The organism is Ruegeria sp. BB6 (assembly GCF_056539385.1).
On the sequence record NZ_JBQFUW010000010.1, the window covers coordinates 82630 to 104903 of the forward strand.

21 protein-coding genes are annotated in these 22274 nt (G+C 55.6%); 13 read left to right on the top strand and 8 right to left on the bottom strand.

The window, feature by feature from the left end; all coding sequences use genetic code 11:
- Nucleotides 1–30: 30 nt before the first annotated feature.
- From ACR0B7_RS19270 to ACR0B7_RS19280, 3 genes are all read left to right on the top strand, one after another.
- On the top strand, nt 31–1029 hold the full coding sequence (locus ACR0B7_RS19270; protein ID WP_170385803.1) for an ornithine carbamoyltransferase: 999 nt from the start codon (nt 31–33) through the stop codon (nt 1027–1029).
- A 3-nt stretch (nt 1030–1032) separates the two neighbouring features.
- Nucleotides 1033–1971: a carbamate kinase gene (gene arcC / locus ACR0B7_RS19275; protein ID WP_170486280.1), complete on the top strand. Its 939-nt coding sequence runs from the start codon at nt 1033–1035 to the stop codon at nt 1969–1971.
- Between the two features lie 1208 nt (nt 1972–3179).
- The gene (locus tag ACR0B7_RS19280; protein WP_170576989.1) at nt 3180–4718 is read left to right on the top strand and encodes a ShlB/FhaC/HecB family hemolysin secretion/activation protein; all 1539 of its coding nucleotides are present in this window, start codon (nt 3180–3182) and stop codon (nt 4716–4718) included.
- 159 nt (nt 4719–4877) lie between these two features.
- Here the strand turns inward: ACR0B7_RS19280 and ACR0B7_RS19285 are convergent, their stop codons facing one another.
- The 6 genes from ACR0B7_RS19285 to ACR0B7_RS19310 form a co-directional block, all read right to left on the bottom strand.
- Nucleotides 4878–5129 carry a hypothetical protein gene (locus ACR0B7_RS19285; RefSeq protein ID WP_170486278.1) on the bottom strand — a complete coding sequence of 84 codons (252 nt, stop codon included), beginning with the start codon at nt 5127–5129 and terminating at the stop codon, nt 4878–4880.
- A gap of 669 nt (nt 5130–5798) precedes the next feature.
- Nucleotides 5799–6416: a hypothetical protein gene (locus ACR0B7_RS19290; RefSeq protein ID WP_170486277.1), complete on the bottom strand. Its 618-nt coding sequence runs from the start codon at nt 6414–6416 to the stop codon at nt 5799–5801.
- A 92-nt stretch (nt 6417–6508) separates the two neighbouring features.
- A complete protein-coding gene (locus tag ACR0B7_RS19295; RefSeq protein WP_170486276.1) occupies nt 6509–6808 on the bottom strand; it encodes a hypothetical protein in 300 nt (99 codons plus the stop codon).
- A gap of 191 nt (nt 6809–6999) precedes the next feature.
- Complete coding sequence (locus tag ACR0B7_RS19300) at nt 7000–8790, bottom strand: adenylate/guanylate cyclase domain-containing protein (RefSeq protein ID WP_170576990.1); 1791 nt, start codon at nt 8788–8790, stop codon at nt 7000–7002.
- Nucleotides 8791–9205: 415 nt separating this feature from the next.
- Nucleotides 9206–9670, bottom strand: a complete 465-nt coding sequence (locus ACR0B7_RS19305) for a GNAT family N-acetyltransferase (protein WP_480682229.1) — start codon at nt 9668–9670, stop codon at nt 9206–9208.
- A 14-nt stretch (nt 9671–9684) separates the two neighbouring features.
- Nucleotides 9685–9942, bottom strand: coding sequence for a YjhX family toxin (locus ACR0B7_RS19310; protein ID WP_170383244.1), 258 nt, complete (start codon nt 9940–9942; stop codon nt 9685–9687).
- Between the two features lie 388 nt (nt 9943–10330).
- On the opposite strand from ACR0B7_RS19310, the gene ACR0B7_RS19315 reads away from it, so the two are divergent.
- The gene (locus ACR0B7_RS19315) at nt 10331–10738 is read left to right on the top strand and encodes a (R)-mandelonitrile lyase (protein ID WP_170486274.1); all 408 of its coding nucleotides are present in this window, start codon (nt 10331–10333) and stop codon (nt 10736–10738) included.
- A 166-nt stretch (nt 10739–10904) separates the two neighbouring features.
- Here ACR0B7_RS19315 and ACR0B7_RS19320 read toward each other — a convergent pair whose 3' ends face one another.
- Both ACR0B7_RS19320 and ACR0B7_RS19325 read right to left on the bottom strand, forming a co-directional pair.
- Entirely contained in the window at nt 10905–11117 is a 213-nt protein-coding gene (locus tag ACR0B7_RS19320) for a eukaryotic translation initiation factor eIF-2-beta/eIF-5 family protein (RefSeq protein WP_170486273.1), read from the bottom strand.
- Between the two features lie 406 nt (nt 11118–11523).
- Entirely contained in the window at nt 11524–12177 is a 654-nt protein-coding gene (locus tag ACR0B7_RS19325) for a GntR family transcriptional regulator (RefSeq protein WP_170328650.1), read from the bottom strand.
- 70 nt (nt 12178–12247) lie between these two features.
- Here ACR0B7_RS19325 and ACR0B7_RS19330 point away from each other — a divergent pair, with 70 nt between their 5' ends.
- From ACR0B7_RS19330 to ACR0B7_RS19370, 9 genes are all read left to right on the top strand, one after another.
- Nucleotides 12248–13468, top strand: a complete 1221-nt coding sequence (locus ACR0B7_RS19330) for a Gfo/Idh/MocA family protein (RefSeq protein WP_480682232.1) — start codon at nt 12248–12250, stop codon at nt 13466–13468.
- Nucleotides 13469–13565: 97 nt separating this feature from the next.
- Nucleotides 13566–14576 carry a TRAP transporter substrate-binding protein DctP gene (gene dctP / locus ACR0B7_RS19335; protein ID WP_170486271.1) on the top strand — a complete coding sequence of 337 codons (1011 nt, stop codon included), beginning with the start codon at nt 13566–13568 and terminating at the stop codon, nt 14574–14576.
- 30 nt (nt 14577–14606) lie between these two features.
- The gene (locus tag ACR0B7_RS19340; RefSeq protein WP_170460347.1) at nt 14607–15182 is read left to right on the top strand and encodes a TRAP transporter small permease; all 576 of its coding nucleotides are present in this window, start codon (nt 14607–14609) and stop codon (nt 15180–15182) included.
- Entirely contained in the window at nt 15179–16474 is a 1296-nt protein-coding gene (locus ACR0B7_RS19345) for a TRAP transporter large permease (RefSeq protein WP_170328647.1), read from the top strand. The genes ACR0B7_RS19340 and ACR0B7_RS19345 overlap by 4 nt, the downstream gene beginning before the upstream one ends.
- On the top strand, nt 16474–18366 hold the full coding sequence (locus tag ACR0B7_RS19350; RefSeq protein WP_170571252.1) for a TIM barrel protein: 1893 nt from the start codon (nt 16474–16476) through the stop codon (nt 18364–18366). Before ACR0B7_RS19345 ends, ACR0B7_RS19350 begins: the two co-directional genes overlap by 1 nt.
- Nucleotides 18367–18374: 8 nt before the next feature.
- Entirely contained in the window at nt 18375–19190 is an 816-nt protein-coding gene (locus ACR0B7_RS19355) for a citryl-CoA lyase (RefSeq protein WP_170486334.1), read from the top strand.
- Entirely contained in the window at nt 19177–20367 is a 1191-nt protein-coding gene (locus ACR0B7_RS19360; RefSeq protein WP_170486268.1) for a Gfo/Idh/MocA family protein, read from the top strand. Before ACR0B7_RS19355 ends, ACR0B7_RS19360 begins: the two co-directional genes overlap by 14 nt.
- Nucleotides 20357–21031, top strand: coding sequence for a hypothetical protein (locus ACR0B7_RS19365; RefSeq protein WP_170486267.1), 675 nt, complete (start codon nt 20357–20359; stop codon nt 21029–21031). The genes ACR0B7_RS19360 and ACR0B7_RS19365 overlap by 11 nt, the downstream gene beginning before the upstream one ends.
- Nucleotides 21024–22214 (top strand): Gfo/Idh/MocA family protein, encoded by a 1191-nt coding sequence (locus tag ACR0B7_RS19370; RefSeq protein WP_170571249.1) that lies wholly within the window; start codon nt 21024–21026, stop codon nt 22212–22214. Before ACR0B7_RS19365 ends, ACR0B7_RS19370 begins: the two co-directional genes overlap by 8 nt.
- Nucleotides 22215–22274: the final 60 nt, after the last annotated feature.

The window sequence follows — 22274 nt, forward strand, 5'->3', positions numbered from 1 at the left end:
GCGCAAACTCATTTTTAAGGGAGAGACACAATGGCATTTAATCTAAAGGGTCGAAGCTACCTCAAGATCGCAGATTTCAGCCAGCGCGAAATGCTTTACCTGCTGGACCTGGCCCGTGACCTGAAGCGAGCAAAATACGCTCGGGCCGAACAACCGTCGCTGACCGGCAAGAACATTTGTCTGATTTTCGAGAAAACCTCGACCCGCACACGGTGCGCCTTTGAGGTCGCCGCCTATGATCAAGGGGCCAACATCACGTATCTTGATCCGTCGGGGTCGCAGATTGGCCACAAGGAATCCATGAAGGATACAGCCCGAGTTCTAGGGCGTATGTTTGATGGGATCGAGTTCCGCGGTGCCGGTCAGGACATGGTTGAGGAACTGTCAGAGTATTCCGGCGTCCCGGTCTATAACGGCCTGACGGACGATTGGCACCCCACGCAAATGCTGGCGGACATGCTGACGATGATCGAGCACGCAGACAAACCGCGCAAGGACATTGTCTATGCCTATTCCGGAGACTGTCGATCGAACATGGGGAATTCGCTGCTGATGCTGGGTGCATTGATGGGGTGCGACGTGCGTATGATTTCACCCAAGGAAACGCAGCCCCATGACGATGTGCGCGAGTTGGCCATGGCGCGGGCCGAAAAGTCGGGCGCGCGTGTCACCATCACCGATGATACCTCGGCTGTGGAAGGGGTCGATTTCATTCACACCGACGTTTGGGTGTCGATGGGAGAGCCTAAGGAAGTATGGGCCGAGCGGATCAAGTTGTTGTCTCCGTATCAGGTGAACATGGACCTGATGAAAAAGTCCGGCAATCCAAACGTAAAGTTCATGCATTGCCTGCCCGCATTCCACAATCTGGAAACCAAGGTCGGCAAAGACATCCACGAACAGTTCGGCATTTCCGAAATGGAGGTCACCGAAGACGTGTTCGAGAGCGATATGAACATCGCGTTTGAACAAGCCGAAAACCGGATGCACACCATCAAGGCGATCCTCGTCGCCACACTGGGAGCCTGAGCAATGGGACGCGTTGTTGTAGCACTGGGCGGCAACGCGCTTCTCAAACGGGGTGAGGCGATGACGGCGGACAATCAGCGCAGGAACGCAAAGATTGCCGCAAATGCCCTTGCCCCGCTGTGCGAAGCGCATGAGACCGTGATCACCCACGGCAATGGTCCTCAGGTCGGAATGCTGGCCTTGCAGGAAATCATGTACACCGATGTCGAGGAATACCCATTGGACGTCTTGGTCGGCGAGACGATGGGCATGATTGGCTACATGATCGAGCAGGAGCTTGGAAACATCCTGCCCTTTGAACACCACATCGCCACCTTGCTGACGATGATCGAGGTCGACCCGGACGATCCCGCCTTTCGCGACCCAACCAAATTCATCGGTCAGGTCTATTCAGAAGCAGAGGCGAAAAAGGAAGCGGCCGAGAAAAGCTGGACCGTAAAGCCGGACGGGGATTATTGGCGCCGTGTCGTCCCGTCACCCCGACCCAAACGCATTTTCCAGGTCGAGCCCATACGTTGGATCCTTGAAAGAGGCGCAACTGTCATTGCGGCTGGCGGCGGTGGGATTCCCACGATGTATGAAAAAGGGGCCGACCGGAAACTGGTGGGCGTTGAAGCCGTTATCGACAAGGATTTTGCCTCGTGCCTGTTGGCCCAGAACCTCGGTGCGGATTTCTTTGTGATCGCGACCGATGCCGATGCGGTTTTCCTCGATTGGGGAACAGCCGATCAAAGGGGAATACGGTCTATCACCCCGGACGCTTTGGACGAATATGAGTTTCCCGCCGGGTCGATGGGCCCGAAAGTGCAAGCGGCGCAAGACTTTGCCAGAACAACCGGTGGCCGCGCGATCATTTGTGCCCTTGCCGATGTCCCGGCAGCCGTTCGCGGCGAAAAAGGAACCACGGTGTCCAACGATGCCGGTGCAACTGTGTTTCACTAGAGAGACTTACCTCGGTTGGGCCGTCTGTTCACGCTCGATCGACGGTCGTCCACGTTCAGGGCCAAATCGCGCTTGGCTTATTTCGGTCGGGCTTTGCGGGCATGTTGAATGGCCCGAAGGCCACAGAGCCTTGGGTCTTGGTCAGCTTTTGCGTGCCGCTAGGCAAAATTTGCGCCGATTGAGTTCTGATTTTCTCGCTAAACGTTCTGGATGAGTGAACAGTGAGGCGGTTATTCCCGTTACTGTCCCTCATTTTTCCCGACATTTTTAGAAAAAAGCCGCAAAACAGCGCCGTTAATATTCAGTTCAAATGGCCGGTGGTAATTTTTTCGACATGTTCAGTAACGAGTTCAATATGTTTAAATCAAGCACAAGGGAGCTGTTCCCGCTCGCCCGGAAGATCGCTGTTTCGATCCGCCTCGGAAACGGCTCCCTAGTACCTTTCAAGGTGGCAATGGAGGTCGCGGCTCCGATTTCGGTCTTCGCGATTTTGTTGTTGTATTGCCTCCAGAAAGCGTCCGTAGACAGCTATGTGTCCTTCTTGATGTGATCCAGATGAGCAGTCTTGGCACTGCCAAGTCTAAGATTGCTCAAAGATTGCCGCCTTGTGTGCTCTGGTTCACAGACCTTTCCATTGACCTAGGTTAACGTGGCGTCAATGTTAGGAGGCCGCCATGTCCCATTCGACTTCAATCGCAACACACGTTGACCCCTCGTATCCTTCTGCAATCGTGCAACCTTTGGTCCGGTTATTGCGTCGCTGTTCCCAGATGCAGCGGCAGGTGAACCGCTACCATTGAGGCATACCCAAGCCGAGCGTCTTGATCATTGAGTACGTAGGCTGCCCTATCTTTAGAAAATTGCCCTCCAAGTGTCTTTGGCGCTGGGACATGAACGCGCGTTTGTTTCAGGTTCCTTGACTAGACCGATGCGGTCGTTGCCCCTTCCGGGTGGCGCTGTAGTTCGCGGGGCGGCCCAGTTTTGATTTCGCAGGATCCTAAAAATCTAGGTGTGATCTTGTTCCGAGACGCGGTTTCCCCAGGTTCAGGGCTTGGGTGGTGGCACCGTTCCAGACCAGCGGTTTTACCCTTTAAGTGTGGACCGTGTTTGCCACAGATTTCCTTATTTTTTTTATTTCACGCGTCCGCATTGATCACGCCATGCTATTCAAAACTCTAGTTTTCAGAACCCGAAAGAGGTTTACGGAAATGCGCATAGTTAAATTGTTATTTGTAGCCCTTGTTCTGTGTGCCGGTGCAATTAAACCAAGCTCTCTGCGCGCCCAGATTTGGGATATTGAGGCCCGACATTCGGTTCAAGGTGTCACAGTATATGACGGTGACGAGCTTTTAACTTTTGCAGGGCAACTGGCGTATGATCGTTCTGGGCGTATCACGGCGGGGGACGTTGCCGAAATCATAACCCAGATATATCGCGAAGATGGTTATTTCCTTGCCGAGGCATGGCCCGCACCCGACGGGCGAAACATCATAGTTGATGAAGGAAATATTGAGACCATCAACATCGAGGGCGTAGACGGCAGGACTTTCAAAACACTCGAGAGGATTTTTGCCCCGCTGACGACCGAAGCACCTTTGACGCTGAAGCGCTTTGAGCGCGCAGTAATGCTCGCCGAAGATATCCCCGACCTTGAAGTATCGACCGAGATTGATTTTCCGAATGGTCCCGGTGGAAGGCTTCGTGTCTTGGGAGACCCACTTCGCAAGCAGGCAGGCAGCGCAACACTTGATAACCCTCCTCGTGAACTTGGCGAAGCGTTGAGCTTTTATGTCGTGCAGGAGTTCTATTCCACGCTGGCCGTAGGCGACCTGCTGAGGTTTGAAGGATCGGGTGCCTATAACTGGGATGTAGAAGACGAGCGTTCGCTCTGGGGGGCTTTGACGTACCGAACACCGCTGAATAGTGAAGGTTTATATGGCGAGATATACTACGGGAACATAAATGCTCGCCGGGACCTTTCCGGTGACTTTGCGCGCACCGATATCGACGGCGAAAACCTGACTGTCGCGTTGGGTTACCCCGTGATCCGTGATGTCGCAAGATACGGCTATGTCCTGCTGGATTATCGATTGTCCAAGGCGGATTCAGTCAGTGGCGGCGAGCCGCTGTCTAGCGACGCAAGCGTATTTGGGCTGACCTACCTTTTCGGCAAGAATTACACCGACGGTCGTGCGCTTGAAGCAGGGGCAACCCTGTCATTTGGGAACAACGAAAACGAAACAGCCGACGCAAATTTTGACGACGGTGACCCTTCGTTCTGGCATCTTCGTGGAGGGGTCGGGTACGAAAGCCCACTGACGGGAGTGTCGCCCAATACTGCATGGCGCACGGAAATCTGGGGTCAATACACGCCAGATCGCTTGCCATCGGTTGAAGAGTTTTTTCTTGGGGATCGATATGCCCTTCGTGGGTATCGGTTCGATGAGGTCGAAGGGGATTCCGGGATATCTGCCCTTTTTGAGGTGTCGCATTCCTATTTCCCCAACTCGCAAAGCGTTGATCGTCTGACGCCTTTTGCATTTTTCGATGTGGGGTATGTCTCGAACAACGACCCTGCCAGTTTCGAGGTCAAGGACGCGACACTGGCTTCTGCCGGCATCGGTTTGGATGTAGACTTCAAACGGAATTTCTTCCTTTCCGGATATGTTGGCGTTCCTTTGCGGGACGGACCTTTGACAGATTCTGGCGATCCGGGCGGGTATCTGGCCTTAACAACAAGTTGGTGAGGACGTTATGAAACTGAACACCACATTGATCTTTTTCGCGGCTTTCCTGGTTGTTGAAACAGCGGCAGTGCCAACACTTGCAAGAGGAAACCACTACGGTTGGTGTCGAGGGGTCGGAAACCCGCATCAATCCAGCCAAGGATGCGGACAAGCCGGAGGTCAAAGGCCCAGCAACCAAGTTTCGGGTCCGACCCAACCAACTGCAAACCAGTTACCACCCAAAGGGACACAGCAAACGCCGTCTTCGGTTGTAGTTCCTGTTCTGGCTCCTGACGCCATTCCCAACCCCATACCGGGACAAGTTCCCGTAGCAACACCGATCGCCGTTCCCGGACAGGTTCCATCCCCGATCGTTGCTCCAAACGCAATTCCGCCTTTGGTTCCCACACCTACACCGAACCAGGTTCCCATTGCGGTGCCCCCTCAAGTTCAACCGCAGGTCGCCGTTCCGTCTCAGGTGCAGACCGCGACGCCGAACCAGGCTCCTGTTGCTGTCCAGGGGCAAGTCCCGCAACCCATTGTGATACCACCACAAGTGCCGACCGCAACGCCGAACCAGGTACCGACTGCGACACCAAACCAGGTTCCGATTGCAGTGCCCGGCCAGGTGCCGCCTTTGGCTGCTCGTCCAATTGCCACACATGTCGCTGTTCCCGGTCACCCCAAACCTCATGGTGTCGTGACAATCACGCGTCCAAAGCCCCGACCGACTAAGGGAGCGGTGGCACAACCCGGCAAAACCCAGGTGACCCATCACCAGACCCACCAGACGGCCTCAAAGAAGTTTGATCATATTGCTACGACAACGGGGCGTCACGACTCGCATGATCTACCGCGCTTTCGGAAGGCCGAGACCGGAGAGCATTGGGATTGCGTCGCAAGCGGCTTTGGCCAGCGACGGTATGACGCCGGTCGGGGAGTGTTGCTGAGCAGTGGGGCGCTACGACACCTCGGCAACGTAGATGCGATGGCACGGGATGTTCCTGCGCGACATCCGAAACATTCAGGCTGCATCATTTCCGTAAAGCGAAAGAGGTAGGTCCTCTATCTTCAAACCGGGTTACTGCGACTTTCCACGGATCAGTCAATGCCGATGCCGATGTCAAACGTCACCGGTTGGGCACCCGCGTTGACAACCTCGACAACGTGGTCGCCAGACTGCCAAAGCTGACCTCGGTACGGAGTGTCCGAAGCGATCAAGTCCAACAGAAAAGAGCCGTCTGGATTGACTATTTTGTAGTCCAATGCTCCGCCCCGTGATCCGACATCGACATTCAGAAACTGGCCGTCACTTGCACCTAGGATGTATCGCACCGACGTGCCGGGCTGGAGGGTTGCGCTCATGGCTGTGCCGCTTGTTCCGGCATCGAACTTTACGACGTGATCCCCCGAAACTATCGGCGCAGAAGCGCCGTCCATTGCGCCGCCTCCGTCATCAGCCGCGTCCGCGTTTTCCCCGACGGCCCGCAATTCAGCGACTTCGGGACCGGACCAAACGATACATTCGTACTCGACCCCATTCCCGTCGCGAAGTCGGACCATAGTCGCGGCTTCGCTGAATTCTTGCCCCAGGACTTCGCCGCCAATGTTCCCAAATCGTGAGACCAATTCATCAATACAAGCGTTCGCCTCGTCGGATATGTCTGAAAGTGCGGGCATGGGTAGAATGGCAAGCGCCAAAAAGTATCTCTTAAGCATCACGTTGTCCTTTCGATTGATAGGGTCGCTCTATGGGCATGAACTTGGGACCCGACGACGGGGCTCGAGAAATGGTGGCAGCTATTCAGCGCCTAAAGCGTCCCCTCATCGCTGAGAGATTCTATGCCCGCCGTTGTGCCATCGCTGTAAGCTATGCAGTTCCAAGGCGCCTGATCCGGGCCCACGCCGACTTGCACTTGTGTTCCGGCCTCGCTGAAGGCAGAGGCAAGGACGACAACCTGTGTATTGTTCGTGGCAGCGGCCACATCGCGCAAACAGGCTTGTTGCGCAGGCGTTGTTTCGGCAGAGCCACTTGTGCTGCTGGCATCATCGCAAGCGGTAAGTGCAAGAGTAGCTGCGCCAACCAATGAAAATACGCTGAATCTGGTCATTGAAAATTTCCCTTCGCAACTTTGAAAAGTTCAGGTCGTGGGTGGGAATAGTGGAGGATACTTATTCGCATCTGTCAATGAATCGGTGCCGACATAGATTTTGAACCAGCCCGCATCTGCCTCAGTATTTGTTCATTTATTGTCTATGGTCTCGTCATCAGATTGGTGAGCTGTTGAAACAGGCTTCGTGGCTAGTTTGTTGTTAGCGAATAGATTTCGACCAACTCCTCTCTGCCGCGAAGTTTGTGTGCGCCGATACGCTCAAATTCTATTGGCTGGACCAACGCGCTGCGAACAGAGCTGGAGACAAGGATATTCACCTCACCCTGAGTGTTGCCCAAAACTCTGCCAGCTTCTTCCAGCCGTTGCGCGACATTCACTGCGTCTCCGACCACGGTATAGCTGAGCCGCCCTTCGCTGCCGATATTTCCAACGACCACTCGGCCTATGTGGATGCCGATACGCAGCCTGACTGAATAGGCCAGGCCCGCTTCTACTCGCTCATGTCGGTTATACTCCGAAATCCACTTTCCGATCTCGATTGCGGCGTTACACGCGAGGTCAGCGGCATCGTCCTGATGTTCCAGAGCCCCCCATATGGCCATAACCGAGTCGCCGATGAATTTGTCGATTGTGCCGCCGCTTTTTTGGATGCAATCAGCCAGCCCCGCAAAATGGTCGTTGAGAAACAACGCCGTTTGCGGGGCGGTAAGGTGTTCCGACAGTGTCGTGAACTCGACGATATCTGTAAACATTATGACGACATCTCTGTGGGACGAGTCGATCCGTTTTCCTGCATTGCGGCGCATCAATTGGCGGACCAATCGTTTCGGGACGTAGAGTTCAAACCACCTCAGACCTTCCAGCATGAAATTGTATGAACGCGCCGCCTCGTCCAGTTCCCTGAAAAAGGAGCCTTCGATTTCAGCGATGTTCGAGATATTCAGATCGTGAACGCGTTTCGCACTTTCGGACAGGCGCCGCACCGGTTTGGCGATCTTCTGACCGATCAAGGCCGCCACCCCAGCCGAAACGACCGCCATGATTAGGCAGAATATTATCGCCCACCTCAGTCGAGCCGCTTCTGCAATAATGTCGTGGGCTTCAAAGTAAGTAGCAACCGTGAGCGGCTGAACGCCATAGGCAGACAACTCCTCAAAGAATACAACATATTCCCAGTCGGCATATGCAACGAAGCGGGTGTTTTCACCGGTTAGAAAGTACTTTGCGACGCTGAATTGGTCATTGGGCAGCCACATTGCCGAAACAATAGGGTCAGAGAAACGGTCTTGCTGCGGAAGCGGTGCCGCGCGGTTCAAGCCAGCGTAACCAAACGCCATGAGCGGGTGGGCCAGAACTGCATTTCTTCCGTGCAACATGAAGACGTTTGCGCCGAACTCCATTTCCTGATCAGCTAGGAATTCAGACAGTTTTACCACCGAAATCCAAGCTGAAAGAACGCCGGTTATCCGACCTTTCTGAATGACCGGCCTTTGGTATGTCAGCACAGACTGGCCGTATTCTTCGCGCCAAAGAATATTACCCCAATGGGCTTTTCCAGTTTCAATTGTCTCGTCGATGAGCTGGCGCAGGTCGACGTCGTCGCCGAGTTTCATGAAAATGGGAAGCGTCTCGTCTTCGTCACGCTCAACGCCCGTCAGGATTTGCTCTCTGTCGATAAACTGTATCCGTAGGATCTGGGGGGTCGCTGAAACGGCGCCAAGCAGCAGGCTAACAAATTCTTCAGACCCGTCCGGCTCCACTTCTCCGGATGAAATCCTGCTGGCGATGAAATCGATCTGGTCTGAAGCTGCAGTCAGATAGCGCTCAACCTGTTGGCGTTGTGCGCCAATTATGAGTTGCCCTTTTTGCGTCAGTAGTTCCGAGGTATTTCGGTAGCCGACGACCAGTCCTACGCCCAAGACACCTGCGACCGAGGTCAGAACAAAAAAACCCAGCCCAAGCGCCAAGGCGACCGACATGGAGGCATGCCACTCGCCGCCATTCCGTTGGGCAGTTTTTGGTTTTTCGCCCCCCATGACACGCCCCGTGAACGAGACCATAGATCAGTGTAATTCGGCAGATTATATACAGTTTACAGAGTTTTTTAAAGTTTGGCTTAGACGAGAGGCGCGCGATACCCGCCTTTGGCGCGTTTGGAGCCTCAACACCATTCACCCGCAATGACGTTGAAATCGCCGGTTCATTATTTGGGTATCACTGACCCAAATACCTGTTGTCATTCCATGTTCTGAAGGACTGGCCGGGGTGGCGCGGACGTTCAGGCAAACTGCCGCGAACGACCGTTCTGAGCCCAAACCTACCAAGTTGTTGCATCGTAGCGAACGTAGGCAATGGAGCGCCCCCCGCCACAAGGATGGCGGAGGTCTGTGCTGTCTAGAGGGCTTTTCGGAAGATCACTTTGTCATCACCTTCAGCCCAGAAGTCGCGGATACGTGCTTCTTCTTCATAGCCATTCTGAGCGTAAAACTTGCGCGTCAATGCGAAGTCATCTGTACCAGACGTATCTACGATCAAGATGCGTTGGCCCTTGTCTATTAGGCGCTGCTCGGCTGCGCGTACCAACGCCGCCCCCAGCCGTTTGCCTTGCAAATCTGGGCGCACCGCGAGGGCGAGCATGTTCCATGTGCCATCGGCTAGGTCTTCTGGTACCGTGTAGCACAGGCCCACAGCTTCTCCGTTGATGTGGCAAGTCAGCCAAAAGGCTTCTGTTTCTCCCGCCAAGTAAGGGGTCAGCATATCCGCAAGCATCTCGCTTGGAAAAAGCTCGGTCCCATCCAGCACGGCCCGAAGCCCCGCAATGTCATCGGTCGAAGTTGCTTTGATGATTGGGTTTGTCATTTTTTTGTATGTCCTTATCGGTTGTCGTACTGAGGGTTCACAGAGCGAATGCCCAGCCTTGTGGCGCGATAGGGTCGTCCGTTTTCAGATTTGATGAACCGCCGTTTCTTCAGGCGGTTGAATAGCTTCAACGAGCAATCAGCCAAAACATGGCCGTCGCGTGTAAAGCAGGAAACTGCGCGCACTTTGCCGTTCGTCATGCGCTCAAAGTGGATGGCTCCACCTTGTGCCAGAACGTGCAAAACACGCTGTTCGTGTTTTGAGATATTCAATGGATTGTCTCTTGGTCTTATGTCAGCCGAAAAGGCATCCGGCATCTCGCGCGGACGTCTTTTGGTTCAAGATGGTCCAATCGGGTGGACCTTAGCGGCGGGCCGCAATCGTAGACATAAAATCTCCATCGCTCTGCGTCGGTGCAGCGCGTGGCCGGGAATTAGCGCGATAAATACTATTTGGCAAGCGGACATCTGGAAAATCAATGCAAAAGGCAGCAAAGTCCGCAACTCGGACGTAAATCCTGTCTAAACCGATGTCCGGTTCCAGTCGCATTCTGGGCATTCGACAATGGTGCTCAGACGGCCACGTCGACCCGGCGCGCTTCTGGGTTTGAAATTGGAATTCTGCTAAGTCCCAATAAGCAGCGCAACGAAGGAGCACGTCATGGAGATTCACCGCGCCGGGGACCGGCCCTCTCAATTTCCCGGCAATGAGTATTTCACCGGCACGGTCCGTTTTGATCCCGTTGTGACGGGGAGTGATCCCTCGCCGGTCAAGATCCTTACGGTGACCTTTGAGCCCGGCGCACGGACAGCGTGGCACACGCACCCTGCCGGTCAAACGTTGCATGTTTTGTCAGGCTTAGGCTTGGCTGGTTCTGAGGGGAAGCCAGTACAGGTGTTGCGCCCTGGCGATACAGTGTGGTTCGCGCCAGGAGAGCGGCATTGGCACGGCGCGTCGCCGGACTGTGCGATGACCCATCTGGCTGTGCAGACCTCTGTCGAGGGCAAGACTGCGGATTGGATGGAGCATGTCTCAGACGAGGATTACAGCGCACCCCGCGCAGAATGAAGCGCGTGAGCCCTGCCGGGCAAGTTGCAGCAGATTAACCCCTTCTAAGCCCATTCAAAGGGGGGCGGATTTTCCTATCGTGACAGGTGCGGCCGTCGTTTCGTCCCTGATAGGCCCGCACAGCGCGTTTTCACTTTTCTGGATTTCAGACCCCTTAGCCGCCCATTTACCCAGCAAAATCCCAGCGCTGCAGAACGTCTCTTGCCCGTGCCATTTTCTGCGCGTGGGCCACAACCTCATGCGCTCCGTCGCGCATCTCTTCATCTAGCAGGTAAGGCTCCTCGTACCCACATGCATTGCAGGCAGCTTTCTCGCCCGTAATCACCGTATCCGGCGAGCCGCATTCCGGGCATCGTGCCTGGACGTCATCGTTGAACATATCGCGACCTCTCCTTCGTTTAACGATTGCCAGAACCGGGTCCGCCCGCCAGCATTGCTGATTGGCGCATCCGCTTGAACTCGTCTGGGGTGACGGTTCCGCTGCTGACATCGATACCTTTTGGAATCCGCGCTCTTTTATGTCCGATCGCGCGAACGCTGCCCCTTGTGATCTCCAGACAGGTCGACTCGTAGCATGTCAGCCCGCTTGAGTTGATTTGGATGGCAGTCTGACCGTTCGCGTCAGTGACCAATGGAAGCCTGGGTAGGAGGGCTGCACGCTGCAACCAGCAACGCGAATGGCCGCTTTGGGCCGCTCCCAAACGTCTCGGTTTAAATGTAGAATTTTGAGATATTCCCTGCCAAATCGACCTGAAGACGTCGAAGCACGCAATCAGCATGCCGCCTTACATAGCCTCCAACGTGTGGGTGAGGCCGTTTCGGATGTGATCTTCCAACAGTTTCTTGGCCGTGTCGGCGTCTCTGGCCAGTGCGGCATCGAACATGCCCTTGTGCTCCTTGACGGCCTCTTCGCCGCGATAGGTCAGCACGAGCATCTGATACCGCAGGTACTTGTCGTAGATGATCGAGTGCAGAGACAGAAGGTTCTTGGAGTTGCAGGCCGCGATCATCGCCTGGTGAAACTCCCAATCATATCGTTTCCAGGTTTCTTTCTCGGACTCGTCGCCCTTGAGAAGCTGCTGTTCCATCAGGTGCAGCTTGTGGTGTGCGGCAACGAGGTTGCCTTCCCAGTCCGTGTCGCCATTCGCAATGGACAATTCCAACGCGTGGCATTCCAACAGAACGCGCAGCTCTGAAATCTCGGTCAGGTCTTCTCGTGAAACGGGCGTGACCAGGAAACCCCGTTGCTCGGGAGCTTCGACAAATCCATCGCTGGCGAGCCTGTTCAGCGTTTCACGAAGTGTCGAAAGGCTTGCCGAGTAGCGTTCCTTCAAGGCGTCCAGCTTCAGTTTGGAGCCGGGCTGCAGCTCCCCGAAGATGATGTCCCGCTTGATGCGCTGATAGGTGCTTGCACCTATCGTAGACGGCTGTTTCGCCATGCGTTTCACCCGATATTATTAGTTTCCTCGTTCAATTAGCATTTTTCAGAGACATCAGCAATCCAAACTGATGTATGGTAAAAATAAAAATATCATACATTATTGCGGAATCGCGAAAACCCCAATACGGTCGTGGCCAAGTTGGGCAAAGCAGCCCGACCGCAATCATCGGTTTCGGGATTTTCCAGACCCTCCGGAAGGAAGCAAAGTGTCTAAGAATTTTCGCATTGCCATTGTCGGCATTGGTCTTGTTGGACGCCGCCACGCAGACGCCATCCGAGCGTTGCGCCATGTTGATCTCGTCGCGGTGGTCGACCCCAGCGATGAAGGTCGTGCTTACGCCGTTGAGCACGGGGTCGCATGTTACGAGACCCTCGAGGACATGTTTGCAAATCAGACGCCGGACGGAGCTGTTCTTGCGACCCCAACTACGCTTCATGTTGAACAAGGCCTCATGTGTGTTCGACATGGTTGTCCCGTTCTTGTCGAAAAGCCGATCGCCGTAGAAGCCACCGCTGCACTTGAGCTTGTTCAAGCAGCGGAGAAGGCCAATGTGCCACTGATGGTCGGGCATCATCGTCGACACAATCCCCTAATCCGGTCGGCTAAGGAAGCCATTGTCGATGGAAAGATTGGAGATGTGCGCGCTGTCCATGCGAATTGCTGGTTCTATAAGCCAGACGAGTATTTTGAGGCTGCGCCCTGGAGAAAGAAACCCGGTGCAGGGCCGATCTCGGTCAATCTGGTCCACGACGTCGATCTTCTGCGGTATTTGGCCGGAGAAGTCGTGACCGTGCAGGCTCAATCGGCTGCATCGCAGCGGGGTTACGACAACGAAGATGTTGCCGGTGCTCTGTTGACGTTTGAAAGCGGGGCGATAGGGACCATAAGTGTGTCCGACAGCATCGTTGCCCCATGGAGCTGGGAGATGACGTCTCAGGAATATCCAATCTATCCTTCAACCACCGAGAGTAGCTACATGATAGGTGGCTCTCATGGTTCGCTGTCCGTTCCCGATCTTCGATTGTGGAGTTACCAGAGCGAGCAAAGAGACTGGTGGACGCCAATCTCATCAACCGCGCTGAAGAAGGGGGCATCCGACCCCTTGGTCAATCAGCTTAGGCACTTTGTTGAAGTAGCTCGGCACGAAGCAGAGCCGATTGTGTCTGGGTGGGAAGGTTTCAGAACGCTTCAAGTTATTGAAGCTATTCAGAATTCCTGCAGAACAGGTGAAACGATCAGGATCAAAAACTTACAAAAGACACCAAAGGTAAACATGACCGCAGTATAAAATATCAGATATTTTGTAAAAAATCTTGCAAAATGTCCAAAATAGGTCAAAACTCAGAATCGGAAAAATGCATCATGATGTCTCAGGGAGGAGCAAAGTGATTACCAAACTTACCCGCCGGGCTGCTGTATCAGCCCTGGTCGCAACCGGTGTTCTGTTTAGCGCAACAAGTGGTGTGCTGGCGGAAGACAAAGTGCAACTTCGCCTCGCAACATCAGGATCGGAGACCGATCAGCGCTCGGTCGCCATGGCCGAGGTTTTCGCACCCATGGTCGCTGATTTCGCAAGTTATGAGCCCAGCTATAACGGAACCATCTTCGCTCAGGGTACTGAGCTGGATGCCATCAGCCGGGGTAACCTGGAAATGTCGATCACCTCGGCGCAGGAACTGGCACAGTTCTTCCCCGAGTTTTCGATCTTTACCGCAGGCTATGTCCACCAGGACGCCGCGCATCAGGTGGCTGTCTTCAACGATCCCCTAATGGATGCCTTCAAGCAAAAGGCCGAAGAAGAACTGGGCGTCAAACTGCTGTCGGTCATGTATCTGGGCCGTCGTCAGGTGAACCTGCGCCAACCCAAGGATGAACTGACCGTCAGCACTCCGGCTGATCTGGAGGGTGTGAACCTTCGGATGCCGGGCACAGATGCGTGGCAGTTCCTTGGCAAAGCGCTGGGTGCCGCCCCGACACCAATGGCGTTCTCAGAGGTCTACACAGCTCTGTCGACCGGTGCCGTTGACGGTCAGGACAACCCATTGCCGACCGTGGTTGATGCCAAGTTTTACGAAGTGACCAATCAGATCATCCTGACATCCCACTTGGTCGACTTGAACTATATCGCCATCGGCAAAGAGGTTTGGGACGGGCTGACCCCGGAACAGCAAGCCAAGGTTCAGGAAGCTGCGGATGCAGCGGCTGAATCCGGTCGCCAGAAGCAGCTTCAGAAAGAAGAAGATCTTGTCAGCTTCCTGAAAGAGCAAGGCATGGAGATCTACGAACCCGATCTCGCTGCGTTCCGCGATCAGGTACAGTCTATGTATCTGGATAGCGAGTTCGCAGGCTCATGGCCCGAAGGCGTTCTGGATCAGATAAACGCTCTGGGCAACTGAGCCCAGCAAGACAAGGGAGGGAGAACCATAATGAAAGCCTTTATCAAGGGGTTCTCCCGACTGACCGAAGCGATTGCCGGCGGGATGCTGGCGGCAATCTTCCTGATCTTCCTATTGCAAATACTCTTGCGCTACTTCTTTACCCCCGCCGGATGGACGCTTGAACTCATCGGCATTCTGTGGGTCTGGGTGATCTTCTTCAGTTGCGCTTTCATAGTGCGTGAACGGGATCACGTGAAGTTCGACATCATCTACCTTTCCGTACCGATGCGCGTGCGGCAGGTCTTTGCGATGCTGGCGGCCGCAGCGATCGTGGTCGGTATGCTCTACAGTTTCCTGCCGACGTGGGACTACATCGACTGGATGAAAATTCGCAAGACATCGACTGTCCGCAATCCGTTCTCGGGCGAGAAGATTCCACTGCGCACCGTGTTTTCGATCTATGCGGTATTCATGCTGGTCGTGGCTGCGCGCTACGCGTGGCTATTCTTCGACGTCATGCGCAATGGCCCACCTAAAACCGAGCTGGAACTGGTCGTTGGGTACAACGTTGTTGACGACCATCCCCGTGTCGACGTCGAAGAGGACGAGGAAGTTAAGAAATGAGTTTTGAACTTCTTTCCTGCCTGCTCGCTCTCTTTCTTCTGGCAGGCATCGGGACACCTATCGGCTATTCCATCCTTTTGGCCTCGTTAGTGTATCTGGGCACGGCTGGATTGGACGTCGCCCTCGCGGGTGAGAAGATCCTGCAAGGCTTCTACAAAAGCACGATCCTGCTTGCCGTGCCGTTGTTCATCGTCGCCGCGAATATCATGAATGCTGGGTCGATCACGGACCGTCTGCTGAACTTCTGCGTCGCTGCTGTCGGTCGTTTCAAGGGCGGCCTCGGGCATGTCAACGTGGTGGCGTCGTTGATTTTCTCGGGTATGTCCGGCTCGGCTGTCGCGGATGCTGCCGGGATCGGCAAGATCATCATTGAGATGATGACCAAGGATGGCCGCTACAGCCGAGGTTACGCAGCCGCAATCACGGCGGCGTCGGCGACGATCGGCCCGATCATTCCGCCCTCGATCCCGATGGTTTTGTACGCGCTCGTTTCCAAGGCCTCTATCGGGTCGCTGTTCCTGGCCGGGATTCTTCCGGGCCTGATCATGGGCGTCGTCCTCATGGCGATGAACTACTATCTGGCCGGAAAGCGGAACTTTGCATTGGAAGAACCTGTTCCACTGCGCGAGTTGCCGGCTAAAACCGCCAACGCGTTCCCGGCACTGCTGATGCCCGCCATCCTGCTGTACGGCATATATGGCGGCGTTACCACTCCGACCGAGGCTGCAGCCGTGGCTGCATTCTACGCTCTGCTATTGGCAGCGTTATTCTACCGCGCGCTGACCTTCCGTGGCCTATATCAAGTGTTCGTCGACAGCGCGCGCTCTTCCGCAGCGGTCGGGGTGGTCATTGGGGGCGCGTTCATTCTGAACTTCATCGTCATTCAGGAACAGATCCCGCAGTCGATCTCGGCGCTGCTGGAGGGTTCGGATGTCAGCCCGATTGTGTTCCTGATCCTCGTAAACCTGCTGATCCTCGCGCTGGGATGCGTGTTAGACGCAACAACGATCATTCTGGTAATCGTGCCGCTGTTCATCCCGACCTGCGAAGCGCTTGGGATTGATCTGGTGCATTTCGGAGTGCTGGTCGTCGTGAACTCGATGATCGGTCTGATCACGCCGCCCTATGGCATTCTACTCTTTGTGATCAACGCCGTGACGGACATTCCGCTGCGTGAAATCATCTCGGAGATTTGGGCCTTCCTCGCAGTTCTCATCTTCGCCTTGGTGATAATGATGCTGATGCCGGATTTGGTCCTGTGGTTGCCGCGTATGTTTGGATATCAGGGATAATGTGCCTCTCGGTTTCGACAACGTCGATCCCCGGTGATCTGGCAGAAAAGCTGAGTGCTATCGCTGACGCGGGATTCGGGGGTGTTGAATTACACGAACCGGATTTGACCGCTTTTGACGGACCGCCGTCACAAGTCCGCGAGATTGCATCGGACCTCGGCCTGAAGATTTGCTTGCTGCAACCTTTCCATAACCTTGAAGGCCAGCCCGATGCCGGACGTGAGCGCGCCTTTGATCGGCTGAAGCGCAAACTCGATCTGATGAATGATCTGGGCACGGACCTGCTGCTCATCGGGTCCGCTTTCGAGGTAGATGTCGCCGCGACCGAAGAAAAGGTCATCGCAGATCTTGGCGAGGCGGCCCAAATCGCTAAAGAAATGGGGATGCGTCTGGCGTATATGGGCTTGCCGTGGTCCAACCTCATCCACTCGGATGAGCAGGCGTTACGCGTCGTTGAAGCCATTGACAGCCCTCATTTGGGGCTGGCCTTGAATTCCTTCTTCTCGCTTGCCGACGGGTCCAAACCAGCCCGCCTTCGGGACATTCCTGGCGAGCGGCTGTTCCATGTGCAACTGTCCGATGCACCCCGGCTTGAGATGGATATACGTCGGCTCAAACGGCACTTTGGGCTTCTGCCGGGGCTTGGGTCGCTGAACCTTGCGGGCTTTGTGCGCGTGCTTGCCCGCGCCGGGTACAAGGGGCCTTGGTCCATTGCGCGCGTCAACGAAGCAGCTCCTCAACCCGGTGGCCGAACACTGGCCCGGGACAGCTACAGGTCGCTGGTGAACCTCCTGGATGAGGTATCACGGGCCGAGCCGGGAACCGATTTCGGCATCCCGGACTTGCCGGAACGCGTCTATGCGTCAGGCTTTGAGTTCGTCGAATTTACAGCCGACGAAACAAGCGGCGCGCAACTGGCAGATATGCTGTCAGCAATGTGTTTTCGAATGGAGCGAAAACACGTCACCAAGTCCGTCGAGCTGTGGCGGCAGGGCGCGATAAACATCGTTGTGAATACCGAAAAGGAAGGTTTTGCCCATTCGGCTTTCCTGGGCCACGGCCCCTCCGTTTGTGACATGGGGTTGCGTGTCAAAGATGCGGATCAGACGGTTCAGCGAGCGACCGCGTTGGGCGCGCCGAATTTCTCACAACCGGTAGGGACCGGGGAACTGGATATCCCGGCCATTCGGGGCGTTGGTGGCAACGTCGTTCATTTCATTGATGAGAAATCCGATCTGCATCGGGTTTGGGACATCGAGTTCGAGCCGGTTGCGAAAACCAAAGCGATCCAGCCTGCCGGTCTGCGCCGTATCGATCATCTGGCGCAGACGATGCGCCATGATGAGATGCAAAGCTGGCTGCTCTACTACATTTCGACTTTTGAGATGGCAAAGTCTCCTATCGTGAACGTCGCCGACCCGTCGGGTGTTGTGCAAAGCCAGGCCATCGAAAGCCCCGAGGGCGAAGTGCGCCTGAACCTGAACGGGGCCGTTGGGCGCCGAACACTGGCGGCGTCATTCCTTGAAGATGGCTTTGGGGCCGGTGTTCAGCACATCGCCTTCCAGTCGGATGATATTTTTGAAACCTCAACTCAGTTGCTCAAGTGCGACTTTCCCAGCCTGTCCATCCCTGAAAACTACTACGCTGATCTGCAAGCGACATTCGGGTTGGATGACGAATTGGTCGCCCAGATGCGCCGGGGTAACATTCTCTACGACCGGGCAGCGGGTGCCGAGTATTTTCAGATATACAGCCGCCCCATCTTTAACGGCTTCTTCTTTGAAATTGTTGAGCGCCGCATGGGCTATGCCGGGTATGGCGCGCGAAACGCACCCATTCGCCTCGCCGCACAAAGCAAAACACAAGCGGTGAAAGAGGTGCAGGCGCAATGACCACACAGATGACAAGCGATGAGCGCGCCGTTCGCCAATGGTGGCGCACCTCCATCATCGACATGAAGCCAGGCCAGATCGTTTTTCGCGGCAACGCCATAGAGGACCTGATCGGGAACGTATCATTCCCGCAGATGATCTGGTTGATGGTGCGGGGCGATCTGCCCAGCGATGCACAAGCGCGCCTGTTCGAGTCTGCTTTGGTCGCAGGCGTGGATCACGGCCCTCAAGCTCCCTCAATCGCGGCTGCGCGTATGGCCGCCACCTGCGGGGTAGGTCTTAATAATGCGATGGCGACTGCAGTGAACATGCTGGGCGATGTACACGGCGGGGCAGGGGAGCAATGTGCAGAGCTGTACTATGATATCGCCGCCCGCATGGATGCAGGAGCATCGTTGAATGGCGGTGCAAAGGACGGCCTGGACAGCTGGCGCGAAACCTACGGCAAGATCGTATCGGGCTTTGGTCACAGGTTTCACAAACCCGTCGATCCACGCGCACCACGATTGATGCAACTTGTTCGTGATGCGGCGGCAGAAGGCACAGTTTCTGGCCGGTTTGCCGATATCGGAGAAGAGGTTCAAGCCGAGCTTGGCCGTCAACGCGGCGGTCGGCCGATTGCCATGAATATCGACGGCGCGACAGCTGTGATCTTCTGCGAACTTGGCTTTCCTGCGCCCTTGTCACGAGGGCTGTTCTGCCTGTCCCGCTCGGTCGGAATACTCGCCCACGCTTGGGAGCAGATGGGGCAGGGCGGTCGGAACAAAGGGCCGATGCCCCCGAATTACTTACCCCTCTACGAAGACAGGAATGATGACACGTGAGACATCGAAATCCTTCCGGGTCGGCCTTATCGGCTGTGGTCGTATCAGCGATATCTATCTAAAAACGCTATCCAAATTCTCAAACATCGAGGTCGCGGCCTGTGCAAGCCTTGATCCTTCTGAAAGCCGTGCCAAAGCGGATCAATACGGCATCGCCAAGGCCTGCACGCCAGATGAAGTGTTTGACGATCCGATGATCGACTGCGTTCTGAATCTGACAATTCCGGCGGCGCATGCGGAAATCAGCCTGCGCGCGTTGGAGGCGGGCAAGCACGTCTATTCCGAGAAGCCGCTGGTTATGAATCGAACGGATGGTAAGGCGATCCTGCACATGGCATCTGAAAAGGGGTTACTGGTCGGTTGCGCGCCCGACACATTTCTGGGCGGTCGCTGGCAAACCGTTCGGCGCTTGATCGACGAGGGTGCAATTGGCAAACCGACAGGAGTTTTTGCTCATGTCGGTACCCACGGGACGGAACGCCACCATCCCAACCCGGATTTCTATTACCAGGCCGGTGGCGGGCCGTTGCTGGACCTTGGGCCATATTACCTGACCGCTATGATTTTTTGCCTTGGGCAAATTGACCGGGTCGCGGGAATGGCTCGACGCACATTCGACAAACGAATGATTGAAAACGGCCCTCGCAACGGCGAATGGATGGACGTCGAGGTCGACACGCACTCCTTAAGCCTGCTGCAGTTCTCATCCGGAGCTATAGGGTCGATGACCATGAGCTTCGACGTCTGGGACAGCGAAACTCCGCGGTTCGAGATCTACGGTGAAAACGGCACCATCAGCATTCCTGATCCTGACCCGGTTCATGGTGCGAATATCTTTCAAGGGGATGTCTGGCTGAAAACGCGGGAGACCTCACGCTGGTCTCATCAGCCTCGTCCAACCGGTCGCGAAGACTGGCAGGTGGTCGAGAACAAACATGGGTTTAATGAAGACAGCCGCGGTCTCGGCCTGTTGGACCTCGCGCTGGCGGCACAAGATGGACGCCAACCCCGAGCGAGTGGAGCGCTTGCCTACCACGTTTTTGAGGTCATGGATGCGATCGAGCGGGCACCGAAATTTGGCGCCTATCAGACGATAGAAAGCCGTTGCGCGGCCCCGGAGCCTCTGCCGGTCGATTTCCTTAACGATGAGAGGAAGGAATTGGTTCATGCCGATTGAGACACTCGACTTTGCTCAACCATTCTTTCGCGTCCAGCACATCGCTGATGAAGATAGAGTATCGGTTGAGGGTCGCGCTATCGTCCTTAACCTTGGGGGGCGAAATCTATCTGTCGAGGATCAGACCGTTGCACCGCTTTCCTCTGTTATCGTGCAAGAAAGCTCTCTCAAAGGCGTGGAACGTGCAGTCATTGTCCACGGTTTCGACGCCCATGCCGATGACAACGAGCTGTTCGCATGGGTGAAAGATACATGGCCATCTGCTTTTGATATCCGCCAAGAGGAGCGTCTGCGCGGTGTCAGTCACTACATGTCCCCGAAGGTCTTTGTGGGTAACGTTGGACTGACCATGTACCATTCCGGTTCAGTGCCGCTGAATGTCGGATTGCACAAGGATCATCCGTTCTGCCCGGTACCGGGATTTCGCGAAGTGCATACGCAAATCGTAGGCTTTGGCAAAATGCAGCAATGCCGCGAACGGGACGTTGAAACCCTTTACCTTGAAGAATTCATGGCCCCTGGCACGACGCACAAACCGATGTATGACGCCGAAGGCAACTATCCCTGGCATCAATACGAGACGATTACCCCCAGCATTTTCATGGCGGTGGAAATGCTGCCGGAAGGCGTACGGGTCCCGGAAATGGAGGTTCAGAATGGCTGAGAGACTTTTACTCGAGGTCCTGAACTTTGACGGCCCTTTCCCCCGCTTGTCTCGCCGTTTGCGGCTGGGCGTTGTTGGCGGTGGACGGATCTCTGTCACGCAGGCAACGGCTGCGCGGATGACCGACCGGTGGGAGGTCACCGCAGGCGCGCTCAGTCCTGACGCCGCGCGAAGCAAGGCGCGCGGGGCCGAGTGGTATCTGCCAGCAGACAGGTGCTATGCGTCCTTCGACGAGATGGCGCAGGCAGAGGCGGCGCGCTCGGATGGCGTAGATGCGGTGATGATCACCACTCCGAACCACGTTCATTTCGACGCGGCCAAAGCGTTTCTGGAGGCGGGCATTGATGTACTGTGCGACAAGCCCCTGACCAACGAAGTCGCCGAGGCCGAGGGGCTTGAGGAGATCGCCGCGCACACGGGGCAGGTCTTTGCTGTCGGCTATGCGATGTCGTGCTTTCCAGTGATCCGTCAGGCCAAACAAATCGTGGCGGACGGCGGCATCGGAAAAATCAACCAAATCCATGTCGAGTTCATGCAAGACTGGATGACGCCCGAAGATGTGGCCGATGCGCCCCATGTCAAATGGCGGCTGGACCCAAAGATTTCTGGTCCGACCAGCTGTGTCGGCGATATTGGCACCCATGCCGCGCATCTCGCCAGTTTTGTCTCGGGCCTGCCCTTGACCCATCTACGGGCCGAGTTTCATGTCTGCGGCGCGCCAAAGCCTTTGGAAGACACAGCTTTCATGTTCACCCGCTATCAAAACGAGGTTCCGGGAACCCTGATGGCGACACGCCTTGCCCCGGGAAATCGGGGTGGGTTGCGGTTGCGCATATTCGGGAGCGAAGGAGGTCTCGAGTGGGACCTGGAGAACTCTGAGCAGCTGAAGTTCAATCGGTTTGGTGAGCCGGATCGTATCATCAGCCGGGGCCACGGGCATGGTATCGGCCCCGGCGCAGAACGTCTGATCCGTACCGCGCGCGGCTTCCCCGAAGGGATTATCGAAGCCTGGGCCAATCTCTATACGGAATTTGCCATGGCCGTAGCCGCGCGTCGGGATGGCCTTACCGTTCCGGCCGATTGGCTTGCCTATCCCAGTGTCGAACAAGGTGCAGACGGTGTCCGATTCATTGACGCCTCCGTGCGCTCTCACCAGTCCGGAGGGGGCTGGGTCACTCTCTAAGTCTCTGCCAACACGAATGTAAAACACGCCCGGGCAGTTGCCCGGGCGCTTTCATTTCCT

Excerpts from the sequence above, each read along its gene's own strand:
- ACR0B7_RS19320 (WP_170486273.1), bottom strand. The coding sequence starts at position 11,117 with ATGTTCAACGATGACGTCCAGGCACGATGCCCGGAATGCGGCTCGCCG.
- ACR0B7_RS19355 (WP_170486334.1), top strand. The coding sequence starts at position 18,375 with ATGACAAGCGATGAGCGCGCCGTTCGCCAATGGTGGCGCACCTCCATC.
- ACR0B7_RS19290 (WP_170486277.1), bottom strand. The coding sequence starts at position 6,416 with ATGCTTAAGAGATACTTTTTGGCGCTTGCCATTCTACCCATGCCCGCA.
- ACR0B7_RS19325 (WP_170328650.1), bottom strand. The coding sequence starts at position 12,177 with ATGGCGAAACAGCCGTCTACGATAGGTGCAAGCACCTATCAGCGCATC.
- arcC (WP_170486280.1), top strand. The coding sequence starts at position 1,033 with ATGGGACGCGTTGTTGTAGCACTGGGCGGCAACGCGCTTCTCAAACGG.
- ACR0B7_RS19370 (WP_170571249.1), top strand. The coding sequence starts at position 21,024 with ATGGCTGAGAGACTTTTACTCGAGGTCCTGAACTTTGACGGCCCTTTC.
- ACR0B7_RS19300 (WP_170576990.1), bottom strand. The coding sequence starts at position 8,790 with ATGTCGGTCGCCTTGGCGCTTGGGCTGGGTTTTTTTGTTCTGACCTCG.
- ACR0B7_RS19345 (WP_170328647.1), top strand. The coding sequence starts at position 15,179 with ATGAGTTTTGAACTTCTTTCCTGCCTGCTCGCTCTCTTTCTTCTGGCA.
- ACR0B7_RS19270 (WP_170385803.1), top strand. The coding sequence starts at position 31 with ATGGCATTTAATCTAAAGGGTCGAAGCTACCTCAAGATCGCAGATTTC.
- ACR0B7_RS19340 (WP_170460347.1), top strand. The coding sequence starts at position 14,607 with ATGAAAGCCTTTATCAAGGGGTTCTCCCGACTGACCGAAGCGATTGCC.
- ACR0B7_RS19305 (WP_480682229.1), bottom strand. The coding sequence starts at position 9,670 with ATGACAAACCCAATCATCAAAGCAACTTCGACCGATGACATTGCGGGG.
- ACR0B7_RS19365 (WP_170486267.1), top strand. The coding sequence starts at position 20,357 with ATGCCGATTGAGACACTCGACTTTGCTCAACCATTCTTTCGCGTCCAG.
- ACR0B7_RS19330 (WP_480682232.1), top strand. The coding sequence starts at position 12,248 with ATGTATGGTAAAAATAAAAATATCATACATTATTGCGGAATCGCGAAA.
- ACR0B7_RS19285 (WP_170486278.1), bottom strand. The coding sequence starts at position 5,129 with ATGGGAACCTGGTTCGGTGTAGGTGTGGGAACCAAAGGCGGAATTGCG.
- ACR0B7_RS19350 (WP_170571252.1), top strand. The coding sequence starts at position 16,474 with ATGTGCCTCTCGGTTTCGACAACGTCGATCCCCGGTGATCTGGCAGAA.
- ACR0B7_RS19280 (WP_170576989.1), top strand. The coding sequence starts at position 3,180 with ATGCGCATAGTTAAATTGTTATTTGTAGCCCTTGTTCTGTGTGCCGGT.
- ACR0B7_RS19360 (WP_170486268.1), top strand. The coding sequence starts at position 19,177 with ATGATGACACGTGAGACATCGAAATCCTTCCGGGTCGGCCTTATCGGC.
- ACR0B7_RS19295 (WP_170486276.1), bottom strand. The coding sequence starts at position 6,808 with ATGACCAGATTCAGCGTATTTTCATTGGTTGGCGCAGCTACTCTTGCA.
- ACR0B7_RS19315 (WP_170486274.1), top strand. The coding sequence starts at position 10,331 with ATGGAGATTCACCGCGCCGGGGACCGGCCCTCTCAATTTCCCGGCAAT.